The following is a 26382-nucleotide window of genomic DNA, read 5'->3' on the forward strand; positions in this document are numbered from 1 at the left end:
CTCCGCGCCTGCGCCTGTTGATAGCGCTTGCTTGCGTTGTGTTCGTAGCGATCCTGGTCAGCGGTTTTGTCTGGTGGCCACGCTCGCCGGTCGACCTCGATCACGCCGATCGCGCCACCACCGCCGAGTGGGTCAAGGCGTGGCAAGCGGGCGAAATCGTCGCATTGGTCCGCCATACCGAACGCTGCGACCGTTCGAGCAACACTTGCCTCGGCCCGGCTGACGGCATCACCCAAGCTGGCAGTCTCGCGGCGGCAGCCGTCGGTCAGGGCTTTGTGCGTCTCGGCATGCAGCAGACGCAAGTATTGAGCAGCCCGTTGACGCGGACAGCACAAACCGCGCACTCGATGTTCGGTCACGACGCCAGCACTGAGGATTGGCTGGCCACCTGCGGACCGACGCTGCGCGATGAAATCGTCGCGAACAAGACACCGCAGCACAATCTGATTCTGGTCACCCACAGCGGTTGTATCAGCGACTTCGAAAAACAGAGCGGTTTTCCTCATGCAATTGCCGCCGAATACGGCAGCGTATTACTGGTGCGAATTAACCATCAGCAGAAACTTAGCGTCCTGGGCATTGTAAATACCCCGTTCTGGCAAACAACAAGTGCCCAGTAACCCGCAAATATCCGAACTTTCGCCCCACATACTTTATCCGCGCCAAGGTCCAGTCATGACGTCTGATAACAAACCGTTGCGCCACGCTGTCCGACATTTATCACAAGCCCACTCGATGGTTGAGCGCTGGGCGATTCCCGGGCTGATCTTCGCCTTCGTGCTGTTTTATCTGCTGCCACTGATGAGCCACGGCTTGTGGATTCCCGACGAAACCCGCTACGGCCAGATCAGCCAGGAAATGCTCCTCAGCGGCAACTGGGTTGCGCCGCATTTCATGGGCATCCGCTACTTCGAGAAGCCGATTGCCGGTTACTGGATGATCGCCATCGGTCAGGCGATTTTCGGTGACAACCTGTTCGGGGTGCGCATCGCCTCGGCATTGAGCAGCGGCGCCAGCGTCTGGCTGGCCTATGTGCTGGCGCGGCGTTTGTGGAACAGCCCGCGCATCAGCGCTGCCTGCGCGTTGCTGTACATGAGTTTTGGTTTGATCGCCGGTCAGGCGGGCTACGCCAACCTCGATCCGCAGTTCACCTTGTGGGTCAATCTGAGTCTGGTCGCGGTGTGGTTTGCCATTGATAGCCGCAGCGTAAAGGCCCGCCTCGGCAGTTGGGCGTTGTTGGGCGCCGCCTGCGGGATGGGCCTGATGACCAAGGGTTTTCTCGCCCTGCTGCTGCCGGTGCTGATCGCCCTGCCCTACATGATCTGGCAACGCCGCTTTGCTGAATTACTGCGTTACGGGCTGGTGGCGGTGCTGGTTGCCGCACTCGTCAGCGTGCCTTGGGCGTTGGCCGTGCAGGCGCGCGAACCGGATTTCTGGCGATTCTTCTTCTGGCATGAACACATTCGCCGTTTTGCTGCCGGCGATGATGCCCAGCACGCGCGGCCATGGTGGTTCTACCTGCCGCTGCTGTTCGCCGCGACGTTGCCGTGGGCCATGTTGTTGCCATCGACGTTGATCCGTACCTGGCGCGAAAAACGCCAGCCGAAAATCGCGTTCCTCGCGTTGTGGTTCCTCCTGCCATTAGCGTTTTTCAGCCTGAGCAGCGGCAAGTTGCCGACTTACCTCATGCCGTGTCTGCTGCCCTTGGCCTTGCTCATGGGGCACAACGTGGTGCACTGGCTGCAGCAGCGCGACAGCCGGATCCTGCGTCTCAATGGGGTAATCAACACAGCACTGGCGAGCGTTGCCCTGATTGCGCTGATCTATCTGCAAACCAGCAAAGAGATCTACACCCACAGCGAAATGTTCAGCCTGTCGCTGGTGTTTATCGTGCTGATCGGCTGGATCATCGCCAACGCCCTGCAGATCATGCGTCCGCTGACACTGTGGGCGATGCCGGCGCTGGGCATCGGCCTGTTGATCGCGCTACTGCCGGCGGCGATGCCCGCGCTGATCGTCGACAGCAAAATGCCTGACCAGTTTATTGCCGAACATCAGCAGGCATTGAGTGAAACGGCGTCACTGTTGAGTAATGACCTGGGCGCGGCGTCGGCGCTGTCGTGGCGTTTGCAGCGACCGCAAGTCGACCTGCTCAACACCGTCGGCGAACTTAAATACGGTCTCGAAGACCCGGCCATGGCGTCGCGCAAAGTCAGCCTGGCCGACGTCGGCGAATGGATGACGCAAGCACGTAAAAAAGGCTCGGTGGCGGTGGTGATGCGCGTCAACAGCACCCAGGACGAACAGGAAATCGGCCTGTTGCCGGCGGATGGCAAGCACTACCAGCGCGGCAATCTGCAAATCTACATCTTCGCCAAGAGCCAGCCATGACCTCGACGGCCAACGACCGCAAGGCTTTATGGATGCTGCTCGCGGCCACGGCGCTGATGCTGCTCTTCGGCCTCGGCCGTCGCGAACTGTGGGGCGCGGAAACCCGCTGGGCCAACATCGCCCTGCAGATGCTGCAAAGCGGCGACTATTTCGATCCGTATCTCAAGGGCGGGCCGTACTACGACAAACCGTTGCTGTCGTATTGGCTGATTACCGCCAGCGCCTGGCTGACCGGCAGCCTCGGGCCTTGGTCACTGCGTTTGTCGTCGGTTGTCGCGGCGTGGTTGAGTGTCTGGCTGGTGTACCTGCTGGGTGAGCAGCTGTTTCGCAAAGGCACCGGACTGATCGCCGGATGGATGCTGGCCACCACGTTCTATTTCGTGTTCTGGGCGCGCGTCGCCACCGCCGACATCCTCACCGTGTGCGGCGTGCTCGCTGCCGTGTGGTGGTATTGGCGCGGACCGGACGATACAAAACTCTGGCGATACGTGGTGTTTTTCGGTTTGCTGGCGCTGACCTCGCTGTTCAAGGGCTTGATCGGCTTCATTCTGCCGGGGCTGGTGCTGCTGCCGCACCTGCTGAGCGACAAGCGCTGGAAGCTGCACCTGAATCTACGTCTGGCCGCAGCGTTGCTGATTGCCGGCACGTTCTACATGGCGCCGTTCCTGCTCTCGCATCTGTATGGCGCGCCGAACTACGGCGAAAGTGGCCTGGGTCTGGTGCTGCGGGAAAACGTCGTGCGGTTTTTCCAGCCGTTCGACAACATCGGACCGATCTACACCTACCTTATCTATCTGCCGGTCTACACCTTGCCTTGGGCACCCTGCTGGTTGATTGCATTGTGGGTGGCGCTGCGGCACTGGCGGCAGATCGAGCCGGACACCCGCTGGCTGATTCAGGGGCTGGCGCTGCTGATGATCTTCTTCACCGCCAGCGGCAGCCGTCGCAGCTATTACGTGCTGCCATTGGTGCCGTTCGCACAACTGCTCGGCGCCTGGTGGATCACCCGGCGCATGGCGGCGCGCAACGTCGAAGGTCGTGGATTGAACATCGGTTTTGGCGTCGCCACTGCGGTGCTGGTGGGCGTACTTGGCGTGCTCTACCCGTGGACCAACAGCGGTGGCGGCGTGATCCGTTTCGGCGAAACCGTGCGCGAACAGGCCAGCCAGCAGGCGCCGCTCGATCAGTGGCGCATGGTCATGGTCGAGGTCGACAACAAAGTGCCGATGTACCTGCAAACCGGCGGAGCGCCGTTCTATTACGTGGCGCAAACCGCAGACTATCCGCGCAACGGCGACAGTGCCGCGCTGATCGCCTGGCTTGAACGCAGCAGCGGTCAGCAATGGAATCCGCAACGTACCATCTTCGTTGCGCAGTACCGCCAGGGCGAGCCTGTGCCGCTCGGTTATCTCGGCGCCGATCACCGGATCATCACCACCACGCCGACACGCGGCGAGCAATTTTTCCATGGCCGCGAGGACCAGAGCGTCGCCTACTTGCCCAATCCCTCCTGAAATCTCATGACGTTGAATGACGCACGGCAATCGTGCGTTTTCGAGTCGCTGCTAATCTGAATGAAAATGACATGTATTAACGGTCTGTTTGACGTTTTTTTCTCATTTGCCTCTCTACATTGCCTGCGACTCAACATATGCAAATCATTCGCATTGAAGTCCGCTCGCGAGTGCCTGCCCATAACGTCTGAAAAACAGGAGCGTTTTCGTCATGAATCCACAGTTTCCGTCCTTCCTGAAACGCGCGTTGCTGGCCACGGCCCTGCTCGCTGCCAGCCAGGCCTACGCCGCCGACGGCGTTGGTCTATTGGTTTACAACGCGCAGCATGAAAGCCTGACCAAGGCCTGGGTCGCCGGCTTTACCGAAGAGACCGGCATTCCGGTGACCATTCGCAATGGCGATGACACCGAAATGGGCAATCAACTGGTACAGGAAGGCGCGGCCTCGCCGGCGGATGTGTTCCTCACCGAAAACTCCCCGGCGATGGTGCTGGTCGACAACGCCAAACTGTTCGCGCCGATCGCGCCCGCCACGCTGGAACAAGTCGATGCGGCGTACCGTCCGGCCCACGGCCAGTGGATCGGCATCGCTGCGCGCTCCACGGTATTCGTCTACAACCCGGCGAAACTTGCCGAAAAAGACCTGCCGAAATCCCTGCTCGACCTGGCCAAACCGGACTGGAAAGGTCGCTGGGCCGCCTCCCCGGCCGGTGCTGATTTCCAGGCCATCGTCGCTGCGGTGCTGGAGCAAAAAGGCGAAGCCGCCACGCTCGACTGGCTCAAAGGCATGAAAACCAACGCTACCGTGTATCGCGGCAACAGCGCCGTGCTCAAAGCAGTCAACGCCGGCCAGATCGACAGCGGCGTGATCTATCACTATTACAGCTTCGTCGATCAGTCCAAGACCGGCGAAAACAGCCAGAACACCAAGCTCTACTATTTCAAACATCAGGACCCGGGCGCGTTCGTCAGTACCTCCGGCGCCGGCGTGCTGGCCTCCAGCAAACACCAGGAAGACGCACAAAAGTTCGTCAAATACATCACCGGCAAGGAAGGCCAGGAAATCCTCCATAGCGGCACCTCGTTTGAGTACGCGGTGGGCAAAGACGCGCCTTCGAATTCGAAACTGACGCCGTTGAAGGAGCTCGATGCGCCAAAAGTCGATGCGTCGAAACTCGACAGCAAGAAAGCCGTCGAGCTGATGACCCAGGCGGGAATCCTGTAAGTGATCCCGGAACCTTTACCGGCGGAAATCGCTGCGGCGTCTTCCGCTCACCTGCCACTGAAAACCCGCGCCCTCACTGGTCGCGGGGGTTCGTGGGTGGTTGCCTTGGCGATCACGGTTTCACTGTTGTCGTTGCTGCCGATTGCGTTTGTGATCGGCGTGTCGTGGGCGACCGGCTGGGCGATGATCGAAGCCTTGGTGTTTCGCCCAAGGGTTGGCGAACTGCTGATCAACACGGTGCTGCTGGTATTGATCACCCTGCCCTTGTGCATTGTGCTCGGCACGACGCTGGCGTGGCTGACCGAACGCAGCAATCTGCCCGGACGGCGTTTGTGGTCGTTGCTTGCAGTGGCGCCGTTGGCGGTGCCGGCGTTCGTGCACAGCTATGCGTGGGTCAGCCTGATTCCATCGATCCATGGATTGCCGGCCGGAGTGCTGGTGTCGGTGATCGCCTATTTCCCGTTCCTTTATCTGCCGGTTGCAGCGACCTTGCGGCGACTCGATCCAGCGATAGAAGACGTTGCCGAATCCCTCGGCCTCAAGCCTTGGGCGGTGTTTTTCCGCGTGGTGCTGCCGCAGTTGCGCCTGGCGATTTGTGGCGGTGCGCTGCTGGTGGGTTTGCATCTGCTGGCCGAGTACGGCCTCTACGCGATGATCCGTTTCGATACGTTCACCACGGCGATTTTCGATCAGTTCAAATCGACCTTCAACGGCCCGGCAGCCAACATGCTCGCCGGCGTTCTGGCCCTGTGCTGTCTGGCGATGCTCACGGTCGAATCCGCCGCCCGTGGCAAGGCGCGTTACGCCCGCGTGGGTTCCGGCAGTGCGCGCGAACAACGCACGGTGTTATTGAGTCGCGGCGCCAAAGCGCTCGGGCTGGGCCTGCAAGTGCTGACGTGCCTGCTCGCTCTCGGCGTACCGTTGCTGACTTTGGGGCGTTGGTTGATCGCCGGAGGTGTGGAGGTCTGGGGCGGCGGCGAGTTATTGCCCGCGCTGTTGCAAACCCTGTCGTTCGGCGTGGCCGGAGCGCTGTTGACGAGCCTGGCGGCGATACCGATTGCCTGGCTGTCGATCCGTGCGCCCGGCAAACTGCAACGTTTGCTGGAAGGCTGCAACTACATCACCAGTTCGTTGCCGGGGATTGTCGTCGCATTGGCGCTGGTGACCGTGACCATCCATTTCGCCCGACCGATCTACCAGACCACCATCACCGTGTTGCTGGCCTACTTGCTGATGTTCCTGCCGCGCGCACTGGTCAGCCTGCGCGCCGGTTTTGCCCAGGCGCCGGTGGAGCTGGAAAACATCGCGCAAAGCCTCGGCCGCTCGCCGTTGCGCGCCTTGTGGCTGATTACCCTGCGCCTCGCCGCACCCGGCGCGGCAGCCGGCGCAGCACTGGTGTTTCTGGCGATCACCAATGAACTGACCGCGACTTTGCTGCTCGCGCCCAACGGCACGCGCACCCTCGCAACCGGATTCTGGGCCATGACCAGCGAAATCGATTACGCCGCTGCGGCGCCTTACGCACTGCTGATGGTGCTGCTATCGCTGCCACTGACGGCCATCCTCTACCACCAATCCAGGCGCACCGCTGGCCGATGAACGCACTTGAACTGATCTCCCTGAGCAAAGCCTTTGGCGCGCAGAAAGCGCTGGATGACATCTGCCTGTCCGTACCGACCGGCAGCCGCACGGTGATTGTCGGCCCTTCGGGTTCCGGTAAAACCACGCTGTTGCGGATGATCGCCGGTTTCGAATTCCCCGACGCCGGCAGCCTGACTCTTAACGGTCAGGTGCTGGTCGACAGCACTCACGCGGTTCCGGCTTATCAGCGCCAGATAGGCTACGTGCCGCAGGACGGCGCGCTGTTCCCGCACATGACGGTGAGCGCCAACATCGGCTTCGGCCTGGCCCTCACCGGCACGGCGCGACACGAGCGCATCGCGCAACTGATGGAAAGCGTTGCGCTGGACGCCAACATGGCCCAGCGCTGGCCGCATGAGTTGTCCGGTGGCCAGCAGCAAAGGGTTTCACTGGCGCGCGCGCTGGCCCAACAACCACGCCTGATGCTGCTCGACGAACCGTTCTCCGCGCTCGACACCGGCCTGCGCAGCGCCATGCGCAAAATGGTCGCGCGCCTGTTGGCGGATGCTGGCGTGACGACCATCCTGGTCACTCACGATCAGGGCGAAGCACTGTCATTTGCCGACCAGTTGGCGGTGATGCGCGGCGGTCGTCTGGTGCAGTCCGGGCATCCGATGGATCTCTATCGTTATCCGGAAGATGAGCAGACCGCGCACTTTCTCGGCGAAGCCGTGGTGATGCCGGCGCGCATCGAATCCGGTTGGGCGCACTGCGATCTCGGCCCGGTGCCAGTCAACAGCAATGGCTTCATTGGCGATGCGCAAATCATGCTGCGACCGGAACAATTGCAGGTCGGCGGCACAGTCATTGGCGCTCCGAGCTACGATGCGGTGGTCACCGAACGTGATTTCGCCGGCAACACCTGCACGCTGACGGTCGAACTGCGCTCCCCCGCCAGTCAGGCGCCGGGTCGTTCGCTACTGGTGCGCAGCTCTGGCATGCACGCGCCGCCGGCCGGCAGCGCGGTGCAATTGTCGGTGCTCGGTGCAGCTCACGTGTTCGCCGCGCTCTGATCAGAGATCGAAGCGATCCACCGCACGCCGCCGCTCGTTGTCATCGCGCACATCGTAGTTGGCGGTGGTCTGGATATTGCTGTGGTGGGCGAGCTTCTGCGCGATCGACAGGTCGTGCTCCTCGATCACCCGGGTGATGAACGAGCGACGGAAATCGTGCGGCATGATCTTCACCCCGACCTGGGTGCCACGTTGGCGCGCGATGTAGTAGATCGCGTGTTTGGTGATGCGCTCACGGGTGATGTGGCTGCCACGGCGGATGCGGTTGAACAGAAAGGCATCGTCGCTCTCGCCTTCCTTGAGCTGCTCGCGGCGGAACTCCAGCCATTTATTGAGCTTGTCGAACGCCCACGTCGGTGCATATTTGATCAGTTGCTTGTTGCCCTTGCCGGTGACGGTCAGGCTGCGTTCGCGGAAATCGACCTGATTCAAATCCAGATCCACCGACTCTGATTTGCGCATGCCGGTGCCATACAACAGTGCGATCACTGCAGCGTCGCGCAGGCCCTGCGGGCGCGGGTCGGCGGCGCAGACTTCCATCAGTTCGTGAATCAAGGTGCGCTTGAGATTGCGCCCCTGCGACAGTCGCGTACCGGCAATGCCTTTTACCGAACGCATCTTTAAAAGATGGTCCTGGCTGATCAGGCTCATGCGCCAGGCTTCATTCATTACACCGCGTATGGCATTGACATAAAGCGAAGAAGTGTTCGGCGCGTAGTTGTCTTCGCGTAAAGCGGCCACCAGCGCGACAACATCTTCAGGTTGTAACGCATGCCAGGGAATCTCTTCGACATTCATCTCGGCAAAGCCGAGGCGATCGGCAGCGTCCTGCAAAACGTAACGCATGGTCAGCTGGCTGGAAGGTGCCAGGCGTGCCAGATACACGGTCATCGGATTGGTTTGGCGGGTTTCCAACGGAACAGCGGGCAAGTCAATCAAACGTAAAGGCCTTGAGTAAAAACAATTCAACACACCAACTAACAACTGCAACACTCCCCGTCTAAGGGGAACACTTCTGTAGGACTTTTCTACTAAAAATGACGATAAACGGTAGAAGTCTGAACAGCGGCTGTATGAGTTTCAGATAAACGATTCGCCGACCGGTTTTTCATGTTCCTTTCACAAAAACGGGCATAACCTTAATTCCAACAGATCCCGTGCCGGCCCTGTCCAAACTGCCGCGCGAAGCCACAAAAGTCAACCAGCCCCCGACGGAAGCCGTTTCAGCAACTTATTGATGCAAAGGTAATTTTTGCGTCTACGCTGAGATTGGATCCTATTGAAAGAGTTGGTTTTCTTCTGATTGTTTGTGATGAGGTGTCCATGAGTCAGGCGTTTCTCCCTTTTTCTCGCCCGAGTATCGGCGAAGAAGAAATTGCAGCCGTAGAGCAAGTATTGCGTTCCGGCTGGATTACCACCGGGCCTAAAAATCAGGCACTCGAAGAACAATTCGCAGACTACGTTGGTTGCCGGCATGCGGTAGCACTTTCCTCGGCAACCGGTGGCATGCACATCGCGCTGCTCGCCTTGGGCATCGGCCCGGGTGACGAAGTCATCACTCCGTCGCAAACCTGGGTCTCGACCGCCAACATGATCTCGCTGCTCGGCGCCAAACCGGTGTTCGTCGATGTCGACCGCGACACCCTGATGACCGATGCTGCGCGTATCGAAGCGGCAATCACCCCACGTACCAAAGCGATCATCCCGGTGCATTACGCCGGCGCCGCATTCGATCTCGATCCGCTGTACGCGCTGGCCGATAAGCACGGCATCGCAGTGATCGAAGACGCCGCCCATGCCGCCGGCACACGCTACAAGGGCCGCCACGTTGGCTCGCAAGGCACGGCGATTTTCTCGTTCCATGCGATCAAGAACATGACCTGTGCCGAAGGCGCGATGTTCGTCACCGACGACGAAGCCCTGGCCAGCCGTGTGCGCATGCTCAAATTCCACGGCCTCGGTGTGGATGCCTACGACCGCCTGACCGGTGGCCGCAAGCCGCAGGCGCAGGTGATGGAACCGGGTTTCAAATACAACCTGGCCGACATCAACGCTGCCATCGCGCTGGTGCAGCTCGAGCGCCTGGATGCAATCAACGCGCGCCGCACTGAACTGGCCGCCGCCTACTGGCAAAAACTCGAAGGCCTGCCGGTGCAACCGCTGGCCGTACCGTCTTACGCACAAACCCACGCTTGGCACCTGTTCATCCTGCGCATCGACAGCGAGCGCTGTGGCATGGACCGCGAAGCCTTCATGAAAGGCTTGCAGGACCAGGGCATCGGCACCGGTATCCATTTCATCGCCACCCACCTGCACACCTGGTATCGCCAGCATGATCCCGACCTGTACCTGCCCAACACCGAATGGAACTCGGCGCGGCTGTGCTCGATTCCGTTGTTCCCCGACATGCGCAATCAAGACCTTGATCGCGTGGTCGGCGCCATCGCCACTCTTATGGACAAACGCCTGTGAAACCCTATCCGATCCGCTGTGTGTCGATCGTCATCCCGGTCTACAACGAACAGGACAGCCTGCCGGAACTGTTGCGCCGCACCGAAGCGGCGTGCCGGATGCTGCGTCACGACTATGAAATCGTCCTCGTCGACGACGGTAGCCGTGACGAATCCGCCAACCTTCTTGAAGAAGCCGCGACCCGCGTCGACAGCCCGTTCGTCGCGGTCATTCTCAACCGCAACTACGGCCAGCACGCGGCAATCATGGCCGGTTTCGAACAGTGCAAGGGCGACGTGGTCATCACCCTCGACGCCGACCTGCAGAACCCGCCGGAAGAAATCCCGCGCCTGGTCGCCGAAGCCGAAAAGGGTTACGACGTGGTCGGCACCGTGCGCGGCAACCGCCAGGATTCGGCGCTGCGCCGCTACCCGTCGAAGCTGATCAACCTCGCCGTGCAACGCTCCACCGGTGTCGCCATGAGCGACTACGGCTGCATGCTCCGCGCTTACCGCCGGACGATCATCGACGCGATGCTCGCCTGCCGCGAACGCAGCACCTTCATCCCGATTCTGGCCAACAGCTTCGCCCGCCACACCACGGAAATCGTCGTCGCCCACGCCGAGCGTGAACACGGCGATTCGAAATACAGCCCGATGCGTTTGATCAACCTGATGTTCGACCTGATCACCTGCATGACCACCACGCCGTTGCGCTTGCTGAGCATCGTCGGCTTCGCCATGGCCGGGCTCGGCTTGTTGTTTGCCGCCGTGCTGATTGTCCTGCGCCTGACGCTCGGCGCCGGCTGGGCGGGCGATGGCTTGTTTGTGCTGTTCGCCGTGTTGTTCGTGTTCACCGGTGGCCAGTTCATCGGCATGGGCCTGCTCGGCGAATACCTTGGGCGCATGTACAGCGACGTGCGCGCCCGCCCGCGTTTCTTCATTGAAAAAGTCTTGCGCAGCCACGCCGCCCACCCGGCGCCTGCGGTCACCGTTGACGGTCTTTCTTCCACTTCCAATTCCACTTCTACTTCCGGTCAGGTTCTCTCATGAGTGCAAAAACTGTTGTCTTCGCTTACCACGACATTGGCTGCGCCGGCATTCAAGCCCTGCTCGACAGCGGCTACGACATCGCTGCCGTGTTCACTCACGCCGATGACCCGAAAGAAACCGCTTTCTATGCCTCGGTTGCGCAACTGTGCGCGCAAAAAGGCATCCCGGTGCACGCCCCGGAAGACGTCAATCACCCACTGTGGATCGAGCGCATTGCCAAGCTCGACCCGGAGTTCATCTTCTCGTTCTACTACCGCAACCTGCTGAGCGAAGCGCTGCTGGCCACTGCCAAAAAAGGCGCGTTCAACCTGCACGGTTCGCTGCTGCCGAGCTACCGTGGTCGCGCCCCGGCCAACTGGGTACTGGTCAACGGCGAGACCGAAACCGGCGTGACCCTGCACCGCATGGTCAAGCGTGCCGACGCCGGCGCCATCGTCGCCCAGCAACGCGTGGCCATCGAGCGCAGCGACACCGCGCTGAGCCTGCACGGCAAACTGCGCATCGCCGCCTCCGACCTGCTGCGCGATACCCTGCCAGCAATGCTCCAAGGCAAGATCAGCGAAACCGCGCAGGACGAATCGAAAGCCACGGTATTCGGTCGTCGCACTGCCGCCGACGGCAAACTGGTCTGGGCGCAACCGGCCGAGCAACTGTTCAATCTGGTGCGTGCCGTAACCCAACCCTATCCGGGTGCTTTCTGCGCCGTGGGCGAACACAAACTGATCGTCTGGAGCGCTGCAGTCGTCAAAGGCAACCACGGTCAGGCACCGGGCCGCGTGATCAGCGTCGATCCGCTGCGCATTGCCTGCGGTGAAGATTCGCTGGTGGTGCTCTCCGGCCAGCGCAACGACAACGGCCTGTTCCTCAGCGGCCCGCAACTGGCCAACGAGTTGGGTCTGGTCGACGGCTCGCTGCTGCGCGGCGCCGAGTCCGGTCGTGCGCCACGTCGTACCCGTGTGTTGATCCTGGGCGTCAACGGCTTTATCGGCAATCACTTGTCCGAGCGTCTGCTGCGTGATGACCGCTACGAAGTCTATGGCCTGGACATCGGTTCCGACGCCATCGACCGTCTGCGCAGCCATCCGCACTTCCATTACGTGGAAGGCGACATCAGCATTCACTCCGAGTGGATCGAGTACCACATCAAGAAGTGCGACGTGGTCCTGCCGCTGGTGGCCATCGCCACGCCGATCGAATACACCCGTAACCCGCTGCGCGTGTTCGAACTCGACTTCGAAGAAAACCTCAAACTGGTGCGCTACTGCGTCAAGTACAACAAGCGCGTGATCTTCCCGTCGACCTCGGAAGTCTACGGCATGTGCCAGGACAAGCATTTCGACGAAGACTCGTCCAACCTGGTGGTTGGCCCGATCAACAAGCAGCGCTGGATCTACTCCGTCTCCAAGCAACTGCTCGACCGGGTGATCTGGGCGTACGGCGCCAAAGGCCTGAATTTCACCCTGTTCCGTCCTTTCAACTGGATGGGCCCGCGTCTCGATCGCCTGGACTCGGCACGTATCGGCAGCTCCCGCGCCATCACCCAGTTGATCCTCAACCTGGTCGAGGGCACGCCGATCCGTCTGTTCGACGGCGGCGAGCAGAAACGCTGCTTCACCGATATCGCTGACGGCGTCGAGGCACTGGCGCGGATCATCGATAACGACAACGACGTCTGCAACGGCCAGATCATCAACATCGGCAACCCGGACAACGAAGCCAGCATCCGTCAGTTGGGCGAAGAGCTGCTGCGCCAGTTCGAAGCGCATCCGCTGCGCAGCAACTTCCCGCCGTTCGCCGGTTTCCGCGACGTCGAGAGCAAAGCGTTCTACGGCGCCGGTTATCAGGACGTCGAGCACCGCAAGCCAAGCATCGCCAACGCCAAGCGCCTGCTCGACTGGACGCCAACCGTGGAAATGCGCGAGACCATCGGCAACACGCTGGATTTCTTCTTGCGCGAGGCCATGCTCGAAATCGCGGACAAGCGCTGATGCAAGCAGGACTTCGTATCGATGTCGACACCTTTCGCGGCACCCGTGAAGGTGTGCCGCGTTTGCTGGAAATACTCGACGAGGCGCAGATCAAGGCGACGTTTTTCTTCAGTGTCGGCCCCGACAACATGGGCCGGCATCTGTGGCGCCTGATCCGCCCGCAGTTCTTCTGGAAGATGCTTCGTTCCAACGCGGCCGGCCTGTATGGCTGGGACATTCTGCTGGCCGGGACTGCCTGGCCGGGCAAACCGATTGGCCGTGACCTAGGGCACCTGATGCGTCAGGCCCGCGATGCCGGTCATGAAGTCGGTTTGCATGCCTGGGATCACCACGGCTGGCAAGCCAATGCCGGGCGCTGGAGCAACGAACAGCTGGTCGAGCAGATCCGTCAGGGCGTCGACACCTTGAGCGACATTCTCGGCGAGAAGATCACCTGTTCAGCCGCCGCCGGCTGGCGCGCGGACGAGCGCGTGATCGAAGCCAAGCAGGCTTTCGGCTTTCGCTACAACAGCGATTGCCGGGGGCAGCGCCTGTTTCGTCCATTGCTCGCCGATGGCACACCGGGGACGCCGCAGATCCCGGTGGACCTGCCGACCTTCGATGAAGTGGTCGGCCCGATCGTCGCCGCGCGGGATTTCAACGGTTTCATCCTTGATCACTTTCGCCCGCAACAGCTCAACGTCTACACCATTCACGCCGAGGTAGAAGGGATTCTGATGGCTGAGGATTTTCGTCAATTGCTGGCCGATGCGCGCCTGCGCAACATCGACTTCGCACCGCTGGGCGACTTGTTGCCCGAGTTCTTCAACACCTTGCCCGTGGGTCGCGTACAACGCGGCGCCCTCGACGGCCGTGAAGGCTGGCTGGGAGTGCAAGGCGCATGACTAAACGCTGGGCATTGCCGCTCTTGTTATTGGGAATCTGCCTGCTGGCTTATCTGCTGCCGCTGGGCAGTCATGGTTTGTGGATTCCCGATGAAACCCGCTACGCACAGATCAGCCAGGACATGCTGCTGAGCGGTAACTGGGTGTCGCCGCATTTCATGAGCCTGCGCTATTTCGAGAAGCCGATTGCCGGCTATTGGATGATTGCGCTGGGTCAGGAATTGTTCGGGCAGAACCTGTTCGGCGTGCGCTTTGCCTCGGCACTGAGCACCGGGTTGAGCGTGTTGCTGTGCTACCTGGTGGCCCGGCGTTTGTGGAACCAGCCGCGCAAGAGCTTTGCCTGCGCCCTGCTCTACATGAGCTTCACGATTGTTGCCGGTCAGGCTGGTTACGCCAACCTTGATCCGCAATTCACCTTTTGGGTCAACCTGAGTCTGGTGGCGCTGTGGTTTGCCGTCGACAGTCACACCAGCGGCAAACGCATGGCCGCGTGGGCGCTGCTCGGGCTGGCGTGCGGCATGGGTTTCATGACCAAGGGTTTTCTCGCCTGGCTGCTGCCGGTGCTGATCGCCCTGCCGTGGATGCTCTGGCAAAAGCGCTGGCGTGAACTGCTGACATACGGCCCGGTGGCGATTGCCGTGGCGATCATTGTCAGTCTGCCGTGGGTGCTGTCGGTGCATGCGCAGGAAGCGGATTACTGGCGGTTTTTCTTCTGGCACGAGCACATTCGCCGCTTCGCCGGTGACGATGCCCAACACGACGCGCCGTGGTGGTTTTACCTGCCGCTGCTGGTGGCGTTCAGTCTGCCGTGGGTCGGTTTGCTGCCGACCGCTTTCAAGCAGGCCTGGCAAAGCCGTGCTCAACCGAAAGTGCTGTTCCTGTTGCTGTGGCTGCTGATGCCACTGGCGTTTTTCAGCCTGAGCAACGGCAAGCTGCCGACTTACATCCTGCCGTGCCTGCTGCCGATGGCGTTGCTGCTGGGTAACGCGCTGGCCGACCGCCTGTACCAGGAACAAGGCCGGGCACTGAGCGTCAACGGTCTGCTCAACCTGGCGCTGGGCATCGTCACGCTGATCGCGTTGGTGTACCTGCAATTGACCAAACCGGTGTATGACCATGAGCTGCACAGCATGGTGCTGGTGTTCATTGCCCTGATCGGCTGGATCATCGCCAACCTGCTGCAAGCCTTCCTGCCCCTGCAATGCTGGGCCGCCCCGGCGTTCGGCAGTCTGCTGCTGATTGCCGTGCTACCGGCGGCGCTGCCGAAATCGGTGGTCGCCAACAAGATGCCTGATCAGTTCATCAAGCATCACATCACCGAACTGGCGCAGACCGAACACCTGTTGAGCAACGATCTCGGCGCTGCGTCCGCGCTGGCCTGGCGGGTCAAACGCCCGCAAGTGGCGTTGTACAACACGATAGGCGAATTGAAATATGGCCTTGCCTATCCTGACGGCATTCAGCAACGGGTCGATCCCGATCAAGTGCAACAGTGGATGCGCGAGGCGCGCCGCAGCGGTTCGGTCGGCGTGGTGATGCGCGTCAAGGGGCAGGACGAACTGGACGAAATCGACCGACTGCCAAAGGACGGCATCCGTTATGAGCAGGGCAACCTGGTGATCATGATTCTGCCCAAGGAGGCGTCATGAGCCTGTTGCTGCTGTTGGCCGCGTGCCTGCTGACCTGTCTCGGCCAGGTTGCACAAAAATACGCCGTGGAAAGTTGGCGCGGCGTCGAGTCGGGCTGGGCCGACAAACTGCGTTCGCCATGGTTATGGCTGGCGCTGCTCGCCCTCGGCTCCGGTCTGCTGGTCTGGTTGCTGGTGTTGCAGCGTCTCGAAGTCGGCATCGCCTACCCGATGCTCAGCCTCAATTTCGTCCTGATCACGCTGATCGCCCGCTTCGTCTTCCATGAACCGATCGACCGCCAGCATTGGCTCGGCGTGGCGTTGGTGATCGGCGGCGTGGTGTTGCTGGGGCAACAATCATGAATCAGCGTCGTGGCATCACCTTCGCCCTCGGCAGCGTGTTGTTGGTCAGTGCTGCGCAACTGGGCATGCGCTGGAGCATGACGCGCCTGCCCGCGCCGGAACAATGGCTGGCCATCGACAGCCTCGATCTGCGCGCCTTGGCCGTGGTGGTTGCGGCGATTTTCGCCTACGCCCTGTCAATGCTCTGCTGGCTCGCCGCCCTGCGCGACCTGCCGTTGGGCCGCGCCTATTCACTGCTGAGCATCAGCTACGCGCTGGTGTACCTGTTGGCGGCCAGTCTGCCGCTGTTCAACGAATCCTTCAGTTTCACTAAATCACTGGGCGTGGCGCTGGTCATGCTCGGGGTCATCACCATTAACACTCGTCCGGCTCGTGCGCCCGAATTCAGGAGTGCTCCATGAAAATCACAGTATTTGGCAGCGGTTACGTCGGTCTGGTGCAAGCGGCCGTATTGGCCGAGGTCGGTCATGACGTCGTGTGCATGGACGTCGACCAGAAGAAGGTCGACCTGTTGCGCCAGGGTCACGTCAGCATCTTCGAACCGGGGCTGGCCAGCCTGGTGCGCGAAGGTCTCGATTCCAAGCGCCTGTTGTTTACCACCGATGAAAAACTCGCCGTGCAGCACGGTCGCGTGGCCTTTATTGCAGTGGGGACGCCATCGCGTGAAGACGGCTCGGCAGATCTGCGCTACGTGCTGTCGGTCGGTGATGCCATCGCCCGCCATCGTGAGCAGCCGCTGATTCTGGTGGAGAAATCCACGGTGCCGGTCGGCACCGGCGATACCTTGCGCACGCACATCGAAAAAGCCCTGATCAAGGTCGGTCGCTTGCTGCAGTTCGACATCGTCTCCAACCCGGAATTTCTCAAGGAAGGTTCGGCAGTTGCCGACTGCCGGCGTCCGGACCGCATCGTCATTGGCTGCGAAGGTGACGAGGTGCGCGACGTGATGCGTGATCTGTATTCGCCGTTCAACCGCAACCACGACCGCATCATGTTCATGGACCTGCGCAGCGCCGAGCTGACCAAGTACGCGGCCAACTGCATGCTGGCGACCAAGATCAGCTTCATCAACCAGATCGCCGAGCTGGCCGAACACCTCGGCGCCGATATCGAATCGGTGCGTCAGGGCATCGGTGCCGACACGCGCATCGGTTATCACTTCATCTATCCGGGCTGTGGTTACGGCGGCTCGTGCTTCCCGAAAGACATGCGTGCACTGATTCACAGCGCCGAGGAAGCGCATTGCTCCAGCGACTTGCTGCAAGCGGTCGAGGCGATCAATCAGCGGCAGAAACACAAATTGTTCGAGCGCATCAACGCGTTCTACAAGGGTGATTTGCGCGGCAAGACCTTCGCCCTCTGGGGCCTGGCGTTCAAGCCGAACACCGATGACATGCGCGACGCGCCAAGCCGCGTCCTGCTGGAAGAGTTGTGGGCCGCCGGCGCCAGCGTGCGCGCGTTCGACCCGGAGGCCATGCAGGAAACGCAAAATCTCTACCCGGACGAATCGAAACTGATGCTGATGGGCACCCCGGAGTCGGTACTGCCCGGCGCCGATGCGTTGATCATCTGCACCGAATGGCAGCAGTTCAAGGCACCGGATTTCGAGCTGATCAAGCAACGCCTGAATACCCCGGTGATCTTCGACGGTCGTAACCTCTACGACGCCGAGCGCCTGGCGCGTAACGGCTTCCATTACTTCCCGATGGGCCGTGGCGAATCGCGCAAGCTGCCGATTCCGCTGCAACAATGGCCGCATGCGTCTGACGTCGCTTGATCACCTTATCGCCTGACATTCGCCGGCAGTCCCTGATTCTCGGGCTGCTGGCGTTTTTATTGTTCATGGCCGGGGTCTACGGGCAGGCTCCGATCGGTTTCGATTCGCGCTTCGTGTTGTTCGCACAAGAAATGCTGCGTCATGGACCGACCTGGTTTCCGACAACGTATGGCCAGCCGTACGCCGATTATTCGGCACTGTCGACGTTGTTCATCTGGCTGCTGTCGCTGCCGTTCGGCACGGTCAACGCCTTTGCCGCGTGGGCGCCGAGCGCAATTGCCGGCGCGGCAATCGTGACGTTGATGTATCGGCTGTTGGCACCCTATTCGCGGCGCTGGGCGTTGATCAGCATTGCGTTGTTGTTGCTCACCAGCACTTTTGTCACTGAAGTGCGTGCGGTGTCGCAGGACTTGATGCTCGCCGCAGTGGCACTTGCGGTGTTTTATCTGGGTTATGCCCATGAGCATTTTGCCCGCGGGCGGCGCTGGCCGTTGATCTTCGCTTTGCTGTTGCTCGGTTTCGGTGTTCGCGGGCCGATCGGCCTGGTGGTGCCGACCGGCATGCTGTGCAGTTATTACCTGCTCAACCGCGAGTGGTCACGGTTGCTGGTGTTTGGTGTGCTCGCCTCGGTGTTGCTGGCCGCCTGTATTGGCCTGTTGTTGTGGCTGGCGCAGGTCAGCGGCGGGCCGGCATTCGTGCAGGACGTGATCCGCATGCAGTTCATGGGACGCATGGACGGCAGCGAAGGCGTCAGCGGTTCGCTGTATTACTTCACCAGCTCGCTGGGCAACTATGCGCTGGCGTACCCGCTGGCATTGCTCGCGTTGGCGGCGACCTGGCTGAGCAAACCACAGCAGCGCGGCCCGGCATTGCGCCTGGTGCAGTATTGCGCGGCCGCCGGCTTGATCGTGATGCTCGGCTTGTCGATTCCGCAGGCGAAAAAGGCGCGCTACCTGCTGCCGATGTTGCCCATGGCGGCGATCATCGCGGCGTATCCGTTTCAGGTGATGCATGGGCGGGTATTCCGCTGGTTGCGCGGTTTGCTCCTGGGTCTGTGGCTGCTGACGCCGGGATTGTTGCTGGTCACGCTGCTGATTGCGCGGCGCAGGTTTCCCGAGCAATTGAGCGACATCACCTTGGTTGCGATCGCGCTGGGTGTGTTGCAACTGGCGGCACTCTCGCGCCTGTTGATCCCGCGCTGGCGTGCAGAGGTGCTCGCGCTGTGTGCCGTGTTGGCATTGTGGACGGTGTATGCGGCAGTGTTCGAACCGGTGGAACGGCGGCTGTATGACACGCAGGCGTTCAGCCGCGCAGTGTTCGCGCAGGTAGAGCAGGCACCGGCGCCGCTGGTACTGCACGGCATGGGCAAAGACGCCAAGGCGATCAAGTTCATGGTCAATCTTGAGCAGGACCTGCAACCGCAGTTCACTGAATCGGTGCCACAACTGGAAGCGCTCAAGGCGCCGGCGTGGCTGATGATGGATCGCGGCGATTTGCAATCGCTCAAGGGCACGCCGCTGGAACAGCTGCAACCGGTGCTCAGCGGCCGTTTCGACAAAAATGATTACGTCCTCCTGCACCTGAAACCCTTGTAGGCGCTGCCGAAGGCTGCGATCTTTTGATCCTTGATCGTTCCCACGCTCGGCGTGGGAATGCAGCCGGGGGACGCTTCGCGTCCCGAAATCAAAAGATCGCAGCCTGCGGCAGCTCCTACATGAATATGCTCATTCGTCTTGCACGGCCCGCTGACGCGGTTGCCCTCCCCGCCATCGAACGTTCGGCTGCCGAACTGTTTCGTCTTGATCCCTCACTGGCCTGGCTGGCCGACGCCGAGGTGCCGGATGTCGCGCAGCACTTATTGGCGATCCAGCACAAACACGTGTGGGTGGCTGAAAACACCGAGGGGCAACTGGCCGGGTTTCTTCGCGCGGTGCAAATCGATGGGCAATTGCACATTGAAGAACTGTCCGTCAGTCAGGGCTTTCAGGGCCAGGGCATCGGTCGTGCACTGGTGACGGCAGCCATTGAGAAGGCCCGCCAGCAACAATTGCAGGCAGTGACATTGACCACGTTTCGCGACCTGCCGTGGAATGCGCCGTTCTATCAACGCATGGGTTTTATCGAGTTGCCGCCCGCACACACCTTTGGCCATCTAGACGACGCACTACAGTCTGAAATCGCCCACCACTTTCCCGCAGAACGCCGCTGCGCCATGCACCTGCCCACCAATCCCCTGTAGGCGCTGCCGCAGGCTGCGATCTTTTGACTGATCGTTCCCTCGCTCCGCGTCCCGAAATCAAAAGATCGCAGCCTGCAACAGCGCCTACCGGATTGTGTTTGACCGGGAATGGCTGCGCGGTGAGGATGGCGTACGCCCGCCAGGCATTTTCAAATAAGGACATTGACCCTTCGTGGCCACCTACTCACGCTTCATCCGCCGGTTGATGATCAGCTCGCTGACCGTCGTCGTCAGCCGCGCCCTGATCGGCCCGCTGCTGACCCTGTTCCTCAGCAACAAACTCGACCTAAACCCGCAAGACGTCGGCCTGCTGCTGGGCATCGCGGTGTTCAGCGCCACGCTGTTGTCGCTGTACGGCGGCTACATCATCGACCGGCTCGATAAGCGCCAGTTGCTGATCCTGACCATGCTCTCCAGCGGTATCGGCCTGATCCTGCTGACCTTTGCGCAAAACCTGTATCTGGTGACGCTGGTACTGATCATCAGCGAAACCGCCTCGGCGCTGTTCATGATCTGCTCCAAGGCGATCCTCAGTGAAAACCTGCCGGTCGGCCAACGGGTCAAGGCGTTTTCGCTGAACTACACGCTGACCAATATCGGCTATGCCGTCGGCCCGATGATCGGCGTGGTGATTGCCGGCATCCAGCCGTCAGCGCCGTTTATCGTCGCCGGGGCGATTGCCATTGGCAGCATTTTTCTCCTGCTCGGGGCCGGCAAAGACGCCAAGCCGATTGCGCCGCCTGGTCAGCCGCAAAGCTTTCTGAAGACCCTGGTCATCCTCAAGAATGACCGCACGATGATCCTGTTTACCCTCGGTTGCCTGCTCAGCACGCTGGTGCACGGACGCTTCACCCTGTACCTGTCGCAATACCTGCTGGTGACCCACACCCAGCAACAGACGCTCGACACCATGGCCGCCCTGCTCGCCTGCAATGCGATCACGGTGATCCTGTTGCAATACCAGATCGGCCGTTTCCTCACGCGCGAACATCTGCGCCGCTGGATTGCCGGCGGCACCGCACTGTTCATCGGCGGGCTGATCGGTTTCAGCGTCGCCGACAGCCTGGTTGGCTGGTGCGTGGCGATGTTCATTTTCACCTTGGGCGAGATGATCATTTACCCGGCAGACTTTCTGTTTGTCGACACGCTGGCCCCAGAGGAACTGCGCGGCAGCTACTACGGCGCGCAGAATCTGGCAGCACTGGGTGGCGCGGTGAGCCCGGTGATGTGCGGCTTTCTGTTGATGCACACACCGGCACCGAGCATGTTCTATGCTTTGAGCGCATTGGCGGCATTGGGCGGTTATTTGTGTTTCGTCAGCTGCCGAAGAGCCGCTTCTGTGCAAAAATAATGCACTGAAGCTGCATTAATATGAATTTGTCAGCATCGAGATAGATCGGCAAACTGTGTGTGTTCCTCCCCCAATGTTGGAACACTTCGAGGGCTTTCCGGATTGCCGGACAAGTCCTTTTTTTTGCCCCGAATTTGTTGCAAGGACTGGATTCACATGCTCGCACGCTGGTTGCCCGCCGCCATCAATACCCGCCCCTCCGAATGGAGCCGCGCCGCCATCGGCATGGCGTTGGGCACGCTGTTCAGCGTGTGGTTCTGCGCGCGGGTGTTCGGGCATGAAGTCGCCTATCACCTGATCGGTCCGCTGGGCGCCTCGGCCGTGTTGCTGTTTGCCGTGTCGTCTGGCGCCCTCGCCCAGCCGTGGTCGATTCTCGGCGGTTATTTGTCTGCCGGTGTCGTCGCCTTGCTCGTGGCCCACGTACTCGGCCGAACCTTGGGCAGCGCTTGCCTGGCGGCGGGCATGGCGCTGATCCTGATGTGCTGGCTGCGTTGCCTGCATCCACCCGCTGGCGCGTTGGCACTGACGCTGGTGCTGGCCGACCCCGCGACCATCGCCCTCGACTGGAAAGCCATGGCACCGGTAATGCTCGGCGCCGCGTGCATGCTGCTCAGCGCCTTGGCCTACAACAACCTGACACGCATCCGTTACCCGAAACGCCCGGCCGAACCGGCGCCGCTGGTGGCGCCCGTCGACACTCAGGCGATCACCGCCGAAGACCTCAAACTCGCCTTGGCGGACATGCAAGCCTTCATCGACATCACCCCCGAAGACCTCGAACAACTGATCCACGCCAGCGAACTGCACGCCAAGCGCCGCAGCATTACCGCCACCTTCACCTGACCCCTTATGTAGGAGCTGCCGCAGGCTGCGATCTTTTGATCCTGTTTTTTAAGATCAAAAGATCGCAGCCTGCGGCAGCTCCTACATGAGTCCGCGTATATTTTTGGGTAAGGTAAAAACGCAGACAGGCCCTGCAGATATCCCCGTTGTACAAGGCAAATTTGCACTGTTACGATCCGGTAACGCTCGCGCGCGAGCTTCTCGAATAAAGACAATAAAAGCAGGGAGTTACTGATGACAGCTCAGGCTTCATCCCCGCGGACACCGTCCATGGATGCCATGCAAAACGAAGTGCTGGCCGAGGTTCGCAATCACATCGGTCACCTGACCCTCAACCGCCCCGCCGGTCTCAATGCCATAACCCTCGACATGGTGCGCTTGCTGCAACAGCAGCTCGATGCCTGGGCGACTGACGCCGATGTGCATGCCCTGGTGCTGCGCGGTGCCGGTGAAAAAGCCTTCTGCGCGGGTGGCGATATTCGTTCCCTGTACGACAGCTTCAAAAGCGGCGACACGCTGCACGAAGATTTCTTCGTCGAAGAATATGCCCTCGACCTGACGATTCATCACTACCGCAAACCAGTGCTGGCGTTGATGGACGGTTTCGTCCTCGGCGGTGGCATGGGTCTGGTGCAAGGCGCGGATCTGCGCGTGGTCACCGAAAAAAGCCGTCTGGCGATGCCGGAAGTGGCCATCGGTTACTTCCCGGATGTCGGCGGCAGCTATTTCCTGCCACGGATTCCCGGTGAGCTGGGGATTTATCTGGGCGTCAGCGGCGTGCAGATTCGCGCGGCGGACGCGCTGTATTGCGGGCTGGCCGACTGGTATCTGGACAGCAGCAAACTGGCGCTGCTCGATGAAAAACTCGACACGATGGAATGGCAGGACACGCCGCTCAAGGCCTTGCAGAACCTGTTGGCCAAACACGCCGTGCAAACCCTGCCCGATGCGCCGCTTGAAGCGTTGCGCCCGGCCATCGACCACTTCTTCGCCCTGCCCGACGTACCGAGCATGGTCGAGCAATTGCGCGCGGTGACTGTCGCCGACAGCCATGAGTGGGCAACCACCACCGCTGGTTTGCTCGAAACCCGTTCGCCACTGGCCATGGCCGTGACCCTGGAAATGCTCCGTCGTGGGCGCCATCTGAGCCTGGAACATTGCTTCGCGCTGGAACTGCACCTGGATCGCCAGTGGTTCGCGCGCGGTGACCTGATCGAAGGCGTGCGCGCCCTTCTGATCGACAAAGACAAGACACCTCGCTGGAACCCGCCAACCCTCGCTGCGCTGGACGCAGCGCATGTCGCGAGTTTCTTCCACGGCTTTGATGAGAGCGGGAGCTGAGCCATGCACGATCTCGAACTGACTGAAGAACAAGTGATGATCCGCGACATGGCCCGGGACTTTGCCCGTGGCGAAATCGCGCCACACGCGCAAGCCTGGGAAAAGGCTGGCTGGATCGACGACGCGCTGATCGCGAAGATGGGCGAGCTGGGTTTGCTCGGCATGGTCGTGCCCGAAGAATGGGGCGGCACCTATGTCGACTACGTGGCCTATGCCTTGGCGGTCGAGGAGATCTCCGCTGGCGACGGCGCGACCGGCGCGTTCATGAGTATTCACAACTCGGTCGGCTGCGGCCCGGTGCTCAATTACGGCAGCGAAGCGCAGAAACAGACCTGGCTGGCGGATCTCGCCAGCGGCCAAGCCATCGGTTGCTTCTGCCTGACCGAACCGCAGGCCGGCTCCGAAGCGCACAACCTGCGCACCCGCGCCGAACTGCGCGATGGCCAATGGGTGATCAACGGCGCCAAGCAATTCGTCAGCAACGGCAAACGGGCGAAACTGGCGATCGTGTTTGCCGTGACCGATCCGGATCTCGGCAAGAAAGGCCTTTCGGCGTTTCTGGTGCCAACCGATACCGCCGGTTTTATCGTTGATCGTACCGAACACAAGATGGGTATTCGTGCGTCGGACACCTGCGCGGTGACGTTGAACAATTGCCGCATTCCCGAAGCCAATCTGCTTGGCGAACGCGGCAAAGGCCTGGCGATTGCCTTGTCCAATCTCGAGGGCGGACGCATCGGCATCGCTGCGCAAGCATTGGGCATTGCCCGTGCGGCGTTTGAAGCGGCGCTGGTTTATTCGCGCGACCGTATTCAGTTCGGCAAACCGATCAACGAGCACCAGAGCATCGCCAACTTGCTGGCCGATATGCACATGCAAATCAACGCGGCGCGCTTGTTGATCCTGCACGCGGCGCGGCTGCGTTCGGCGGGTAAACCGTGTTTGTCTGAGGCGTCGCAGGCCAAGCTGTTTGCTTCGGAAATGGCCGAGAAGGTCTGTTCGTCAGCGATCCAGATTCATGGCGGCTATGGCTATCTGGAAGATTATCCGGTCGAGAAGTACTACCGCGATGCGCGGATCACCCAGATCTATGAAGGCTCGAGCGAGATTCAGCGAATGGTGATTGCGCGCGACCTGAAGAACTACCAGATGTAATGGTGTTGGCCCCTTTCCCTCACCCCAGCCCTCTCCCAGAGGGAGAGGGAGCCGACCGTGGTGTCTGGCGTCATCCATCGACCTGAAAGACCGGGTCGATTATGGACTGGGTAAACCAGGTCGATCAGGGATTCAGTAAAGCTCTATCAAGTCGGCGCAGCTCATCAATATCCCCCAGTCAGTCCCCTCTCCTTCGGGGGGAGGGAGCTGACCGTGGTGTCTGGCGTCATACATCGACCTGAAAGACCCGGTCGATTATGGACTGGGTAAACCAGGTCGATCAGGGATTCAGTACAGCTCTTTCAGGTTGGCGCAGATCATCAATATCCCCCAGTCAGTCCCCTCTCCCTCAGGGGGAGGGAGCCGACCGTGGTGTCTGGCGTCATACATCGACCTGAAAGACCCGGTCGATTATGGACTGGGTAAACCAGGTCGATCAGGGATTCAGTACAGCTCTTTCAGGTCGGCGCAGATCATCAATATCCCCCAGTCAGTCCCCTCTCCCTCGGGGAGAGGGTTAGGGTGAGGGGCTTTTTAAAAGCTTCGCGGGCAGGTTCGCTCCCACAGAGATCTCCAGCGAACACCGGTTTTGTGAACGCCGAGAACCTCATGTGGGAGCGAGCCTGCTCGCGAAGGCGTCAGTCAGCCCCGCGCCTTACTTACCCTTGAACTCCGGCGCCCGCTTGGCCACGAACGCCGCCATCCCTTCCTTCTGATCCTGCGTGGCAAACGCCGCATGGAATACGCGACGCTCAAAACGCACGCCTTCTGTAAGGTTCACTTCGAAGGCACGATTGACGCTTTCCTTGACCATCATCGCAATCGGCAACGATTTGCTGGCAATCACTGCTGCTACTTTCAGCGCTTCATCGAGCAGCTCATCACTCGGCACAATGCGCGCGACAATCCCGCAACGTTCAGCCTCAACTGCATCGATCAAACGCCCGCTCAGGCACATTTCCATGGCCTTGGCCTTGCCCACCGCGCGGGTCAGACGCTGTGTGCCGCCCATGCCCGGCAACACGCCGAGATTGATTTCCGGTTGACCGAATCTGGCATTGTCGCCGGCCAGAATGAAGTCGCACATCAGCGCCAGTTCACAGCCACCGCCGAGGGCGAAACCATTCACCGCCGCGATGATCGGCTTGCGCCGGTTGGCGACGCGATCGCTGTCGCTGAACAGATCATCCATGTAGATCTGCGGGTAGGTCAGCTCGGCCATTTCCTTGATATCGGCGCCGGCGGCGAAGGCTTTTCTCGATCCGGTGATGACGATGCAGCCGATGTTGGCGTCCGCTTCCAGCGCATCGAGCGCCTGGTTCACTTCGCTGACCAGTTGCGCGTTCAGGGCGTTCAGCGCCTGCGGGCGGTTCAGGGTGATCAGGCCAACACGGCCATGGTTTTCCAGCAGAATCGTTTCATAACTCATACATAACTCCTCAATTCGCCTTCTGTAGGAGCTGCCGCAGGCTGCGATCTGTTGATCTTTCTTTCAAAAAATCAACGTCAACAGATCGCAGCCTGCGG

22 protein-coding genes are annotated in these 26382 nt (G+C 60.7%); 20 read left to right on the plus strand and 2 right to left on the minus strand.

The features are described 5' to 3' along the window. The first annotated feature begins 38 nt into the window (after positions 1–38). The 6 genes from C2E19_RS15565 to C2E19_RS15590 all read left to right on the plus strand — a co-directional run bounded on the left by C2E19_RS15565 (position 39) and on the right by C2E19_RS15590 (position 7784). Complete coding sequence (locus tag C2E19_RS15565; RefSeq protein WP_256661206.1) at positions 39–620, plus strand: histidine phosphatase family protein; 582 nt, start codon at positions 39–41, stop codon at positions 618–620. Positions 621–675: 55 nt separating this feature from the next. Next, positions 676–2391, plus strand: coding sequence for a lipid IV(A) 4-amino-4-deoxy-L-arabinosyltransferase (gene arnT / locus C2E19_RS15570; protein WP_129393885.1), 1716 nt, complete (start codon positions 676–678; stop codon positions 2389–2391). Continuing rightward, entirely contained in the window at positions 2388–3905 is a 1518-nt protein-coding gene (locus C2E19_RS15575; protein WP_129393887.1) for a glycosyltransferase family 39 protein, read from the plus strand. The genes arnT (C2E19_RS15570) and C2E19_RS15575 overlap by 4 nt, the downstream gene beginning before the upstream one ends. A 211-nt stretch (positions 3906–4116) precedes the next feature. Continuing rightward, positions 4117–5130 carry an iron ABC transporter substrate-binding protein gene (locus tag C2E19_RS15580; protein WP_129393889.1) on the plus strand — a complete coding sequence of 338 codons (1014 nt, stop codon included), beginning with the start codon at positions 4117–4119 and terminating at the stop codon, positions 5128–5130. Positions 5131–5133: 3 nt separating this feature from the next. Then, a complete protein-coding gene (locus C2E19_RS15585; RefSeq protein WP_129396133.1) occupies positions 5134–6729 on the plus strand; it encodes an iron ABC transporter permease in 1596 nt (531 codons plus the stop codon). Next, the gene (locus tag C2E19_RS15590) at positions 6726–7784 is read left to right on the plus strand and encodes an ABC transporter ATP-binding protein (RefSeq protein WP_129393891.1); all 1059 of its coding nucleotides are present in this window, start codon (positions 6726–6728) and stop codon (positions 7782–7784) included. The genes C2E19_RS15585 and C2E19_RS15590 overlap by 4 nt, the downstream gene beginning before the upstream one ends. Here the strand turns inward: C2E19_RS15590 and xerC are convergent, their stop codons facing one another. Beyond that, positions 7785–8675, minus strand: a complete 891-nt coding sequence (xerC, locus tag C2E19_RS15595; RefSeq protein ID WP_129396134.1) for a tyrosine recombinase XerC — start codon at positions 8673–8675, stop codon at positions 7785–7787. It abuts the gene before it with no gap. 432 nt (positions 8676–9107) lie between these two features. Here xerC and arnB point away from each other — a divergent pair, with 432 nt between their 5' ends. From arnB to C2E19_RS15665, 14 genes are all read left to right on the plus strand, one after another. Further along, positions 9108–10256, plus strand: a complete 1149-nt coding sequence (gene arnB / locus C2E19_RS15600) for a UDP-4-amino-4-deoxy-L-arabinose aminotransferase (protein ID WP_129393893.1) — start codon at positions 9108–9110, stop codon at positions 10254–10256. After that, positions 10253–11287 carry an undecaprenyl-phosphate 4-deoxy-4-formamido-L-arabinose transferase gene (arnC, locus tag C2E19_RS15605; protein ID WP_129393895.1) on the plus strand — a complete coding sequence of 345 codons (1035 nt, stop codon included), beginning with the start codon at positions 10253–10255 and terminating at the stop codon, positions 11285–11287. Before arnB ends, arnC begins: the two co-directional genes overlap by 4 nt. Continuing rightward, entirely contained in the window at positions 11284–13275 is a 1992-nt protein-coding gene (arnA, locus tag C2E19_RS15610) for a bifunctional UDP-4-amino-4-deoxy-L-arabinose formyltransferase/UDP-glucuronic acid oxidase ArnA (protein ID WP_129393896.1), read from the plus strand. The genes arnC and arnA overlap by 4 nt, the downstream gene beginning before the upstream one ends. After that, positions 13275–14159 (plus strand): 4-deoxy-4-formamido-L-arabinose-phosphoundecaprenol deformylase, encoded by an 885-nt coding sequence (arnD, locus tag C2E19_RS15615; RefSeq protein WP_129393898.1) that lies wholly within the window; start codon positions 13275–13277, stop codon positions 14157–14159. The genes arnA and arnD overlap by 1 nt, the downstream gene beginning before the upstream one ends. Then, complete coding sequence (arnT, locus tag C2E19_RS15620) at positions 14156–15808, plus strand: lipid IV(A) 4-amino-4-deoxy-L-arabinosyltransferase (RefSeq protein ID WP_129393900.1); 1653 nt, start codon at positions 14156–14158, stop codon at positions 15806–15808. Before arnD ends, arnT (C2E19_RS15620) begins: the two co-directional genes overlap by 4 nt. Further along, on the plus strand, positions 15805–16149 hold the full coding sequence (gene arnE / locus C2E19_RS15625; protein ID WP_129393902.1) for a 4-amino-4-deoxy-L-arabinose-phosphoundecaprenol flippase subunit ArnE: 345 nt from the start codon (positions 15805–15807) through the stop codon (positions 16147–16149). The genes arnT (C2E19_RS15620) and arnE overlap by 4 nt, the downstream gene beginning before the upstream one ends. Further along, on the plus strand, positions 16146–16550 hold the full coding sequence (gene arnF / locus C2E19_RS15630; protein WP_129393904.1) for a 4-amino-4-deoxy-L-arabinose-phosphoundecaprenol flippase subunit ArnF: 405 nt from the start codon (positions 16146–16148) through the stop codon (positions 16548–16550). The genes arnE and arnF overlap by 4 nt, the downstream gene beginning before the upstream one ends. Beyond that, a complete protein-coding gene (locus tag C2E19_RS15635) occupies positions 16547–17926 on the plus strand; it encodes a UDP-glucose/GDP-mannose dehydrogenase family protein (RefSeq protein ID WP_129393906.1) in 1380 nt (459 codons plus the stop codon). The genes arnF and C2E19_RS15635 overlap by 4 nt, the downstream gene beginning before the upstream one ends. After that, positions 17923–19521: a glycosyltransferase family 39 protein gene (locus C2E19_RS15640; protein ID WP_129393909.1), complete on the plus strand. Its 1599-nt coding sequence runs from the start codon at positions 17923–17925 to the stop codon at positions 19519–19521. The genes C2E19_RS15635 and C2E19_RS15640 overlap by 4 nt, the downstream gene beginning before the upstream one ends. A gap of 119 nt (positions 19522–19640) precedes the next feature. Beyond that, the gene (locus tag C2E19_RS15645) at positions 19641–20165 is read left to right on the plus strand and encodes a GNAT family N-acetyltransferase (RefSeq protein WP_129393911.1); all 525 of its coding nucleotides are present in this window, start codon (positions 19641–19643) and stop codon (positions 20163–20165) included. A gap of 172 nt (positions 20166–20337) precedes the next feature. After that, positions 20338–21516, plus strand: coding sequence for an MFS transporter (locus C2E19_RS15650; RefSeq protein ID WP_129393913.1), 1179 nt, complete (start codon positions 20338–20340; stop codon positions 21514–21516). 156 nt (positions 21517–21672) lie between these two features. Further along, complete coding sequence (locus C2E19_RS15655) at positions 21673–22359, plus strand: HPP family protein (protein ID WP_129393915.1); 687 nt, start codon at positions 21673–21675, stop codon at positions 22357–22359. Positions 22360–22593: 234 nt separating this feature from the next. Then, entirely contained in the window at positions 22594–23700 is a 1107-nt protein-coding gene (locus C2E19_RS15660; RefSeq protein WP_129393917.1) for an enoyl-CoA hydratase/isomerase family protein, read from the plus strand. A gap of 3 nt (positions 23701–23703) precedes the next feature. After that, positions 23704–24855 carry an acyl-CoA dehydrogenase family protein gene (locus C2E19_RS15665; protein ID WP_129393919.1) on the plus strand — a complete coding sequence of 384 codons (1152 nt, stop codon included), beginning with the start codon at positions 23704–23706 and terminating at the stop codon, positions 24853–24855. A 655-nt stretch (positions 24856–25510) separates the two neighbouring features. Here the strand turns inward: C2E19_RS15665 and C2E19_RS15670 are convergent. Beyond that, positions 25511–26284 carry an enoyl-CoA hydratase gene (locus tag C2E19_RS15670; RefSeq protein WP_129393921.1) on the minus strand — a complete coding sequence of 258 codons (774 nt, stop codon included), beginning with the start codon at positions 26282–26284 and terminating at the stop codon, positions 25511–25513. Between the last annotated feature and the right edge of the window lie 98 nt (positions 26285–26382).

The organism is Pseudomonas sp. DTU12.3 (genome assembly GCF_004124275.1).
GTDB classification, from domain to species: Bacteria; Pseudomonadota; Gammaproteobacteria; order Pseudomonadales; family Pseudomonadaceae; genus Aquipseudomonas; species Aquipseudomonas helmanticensis.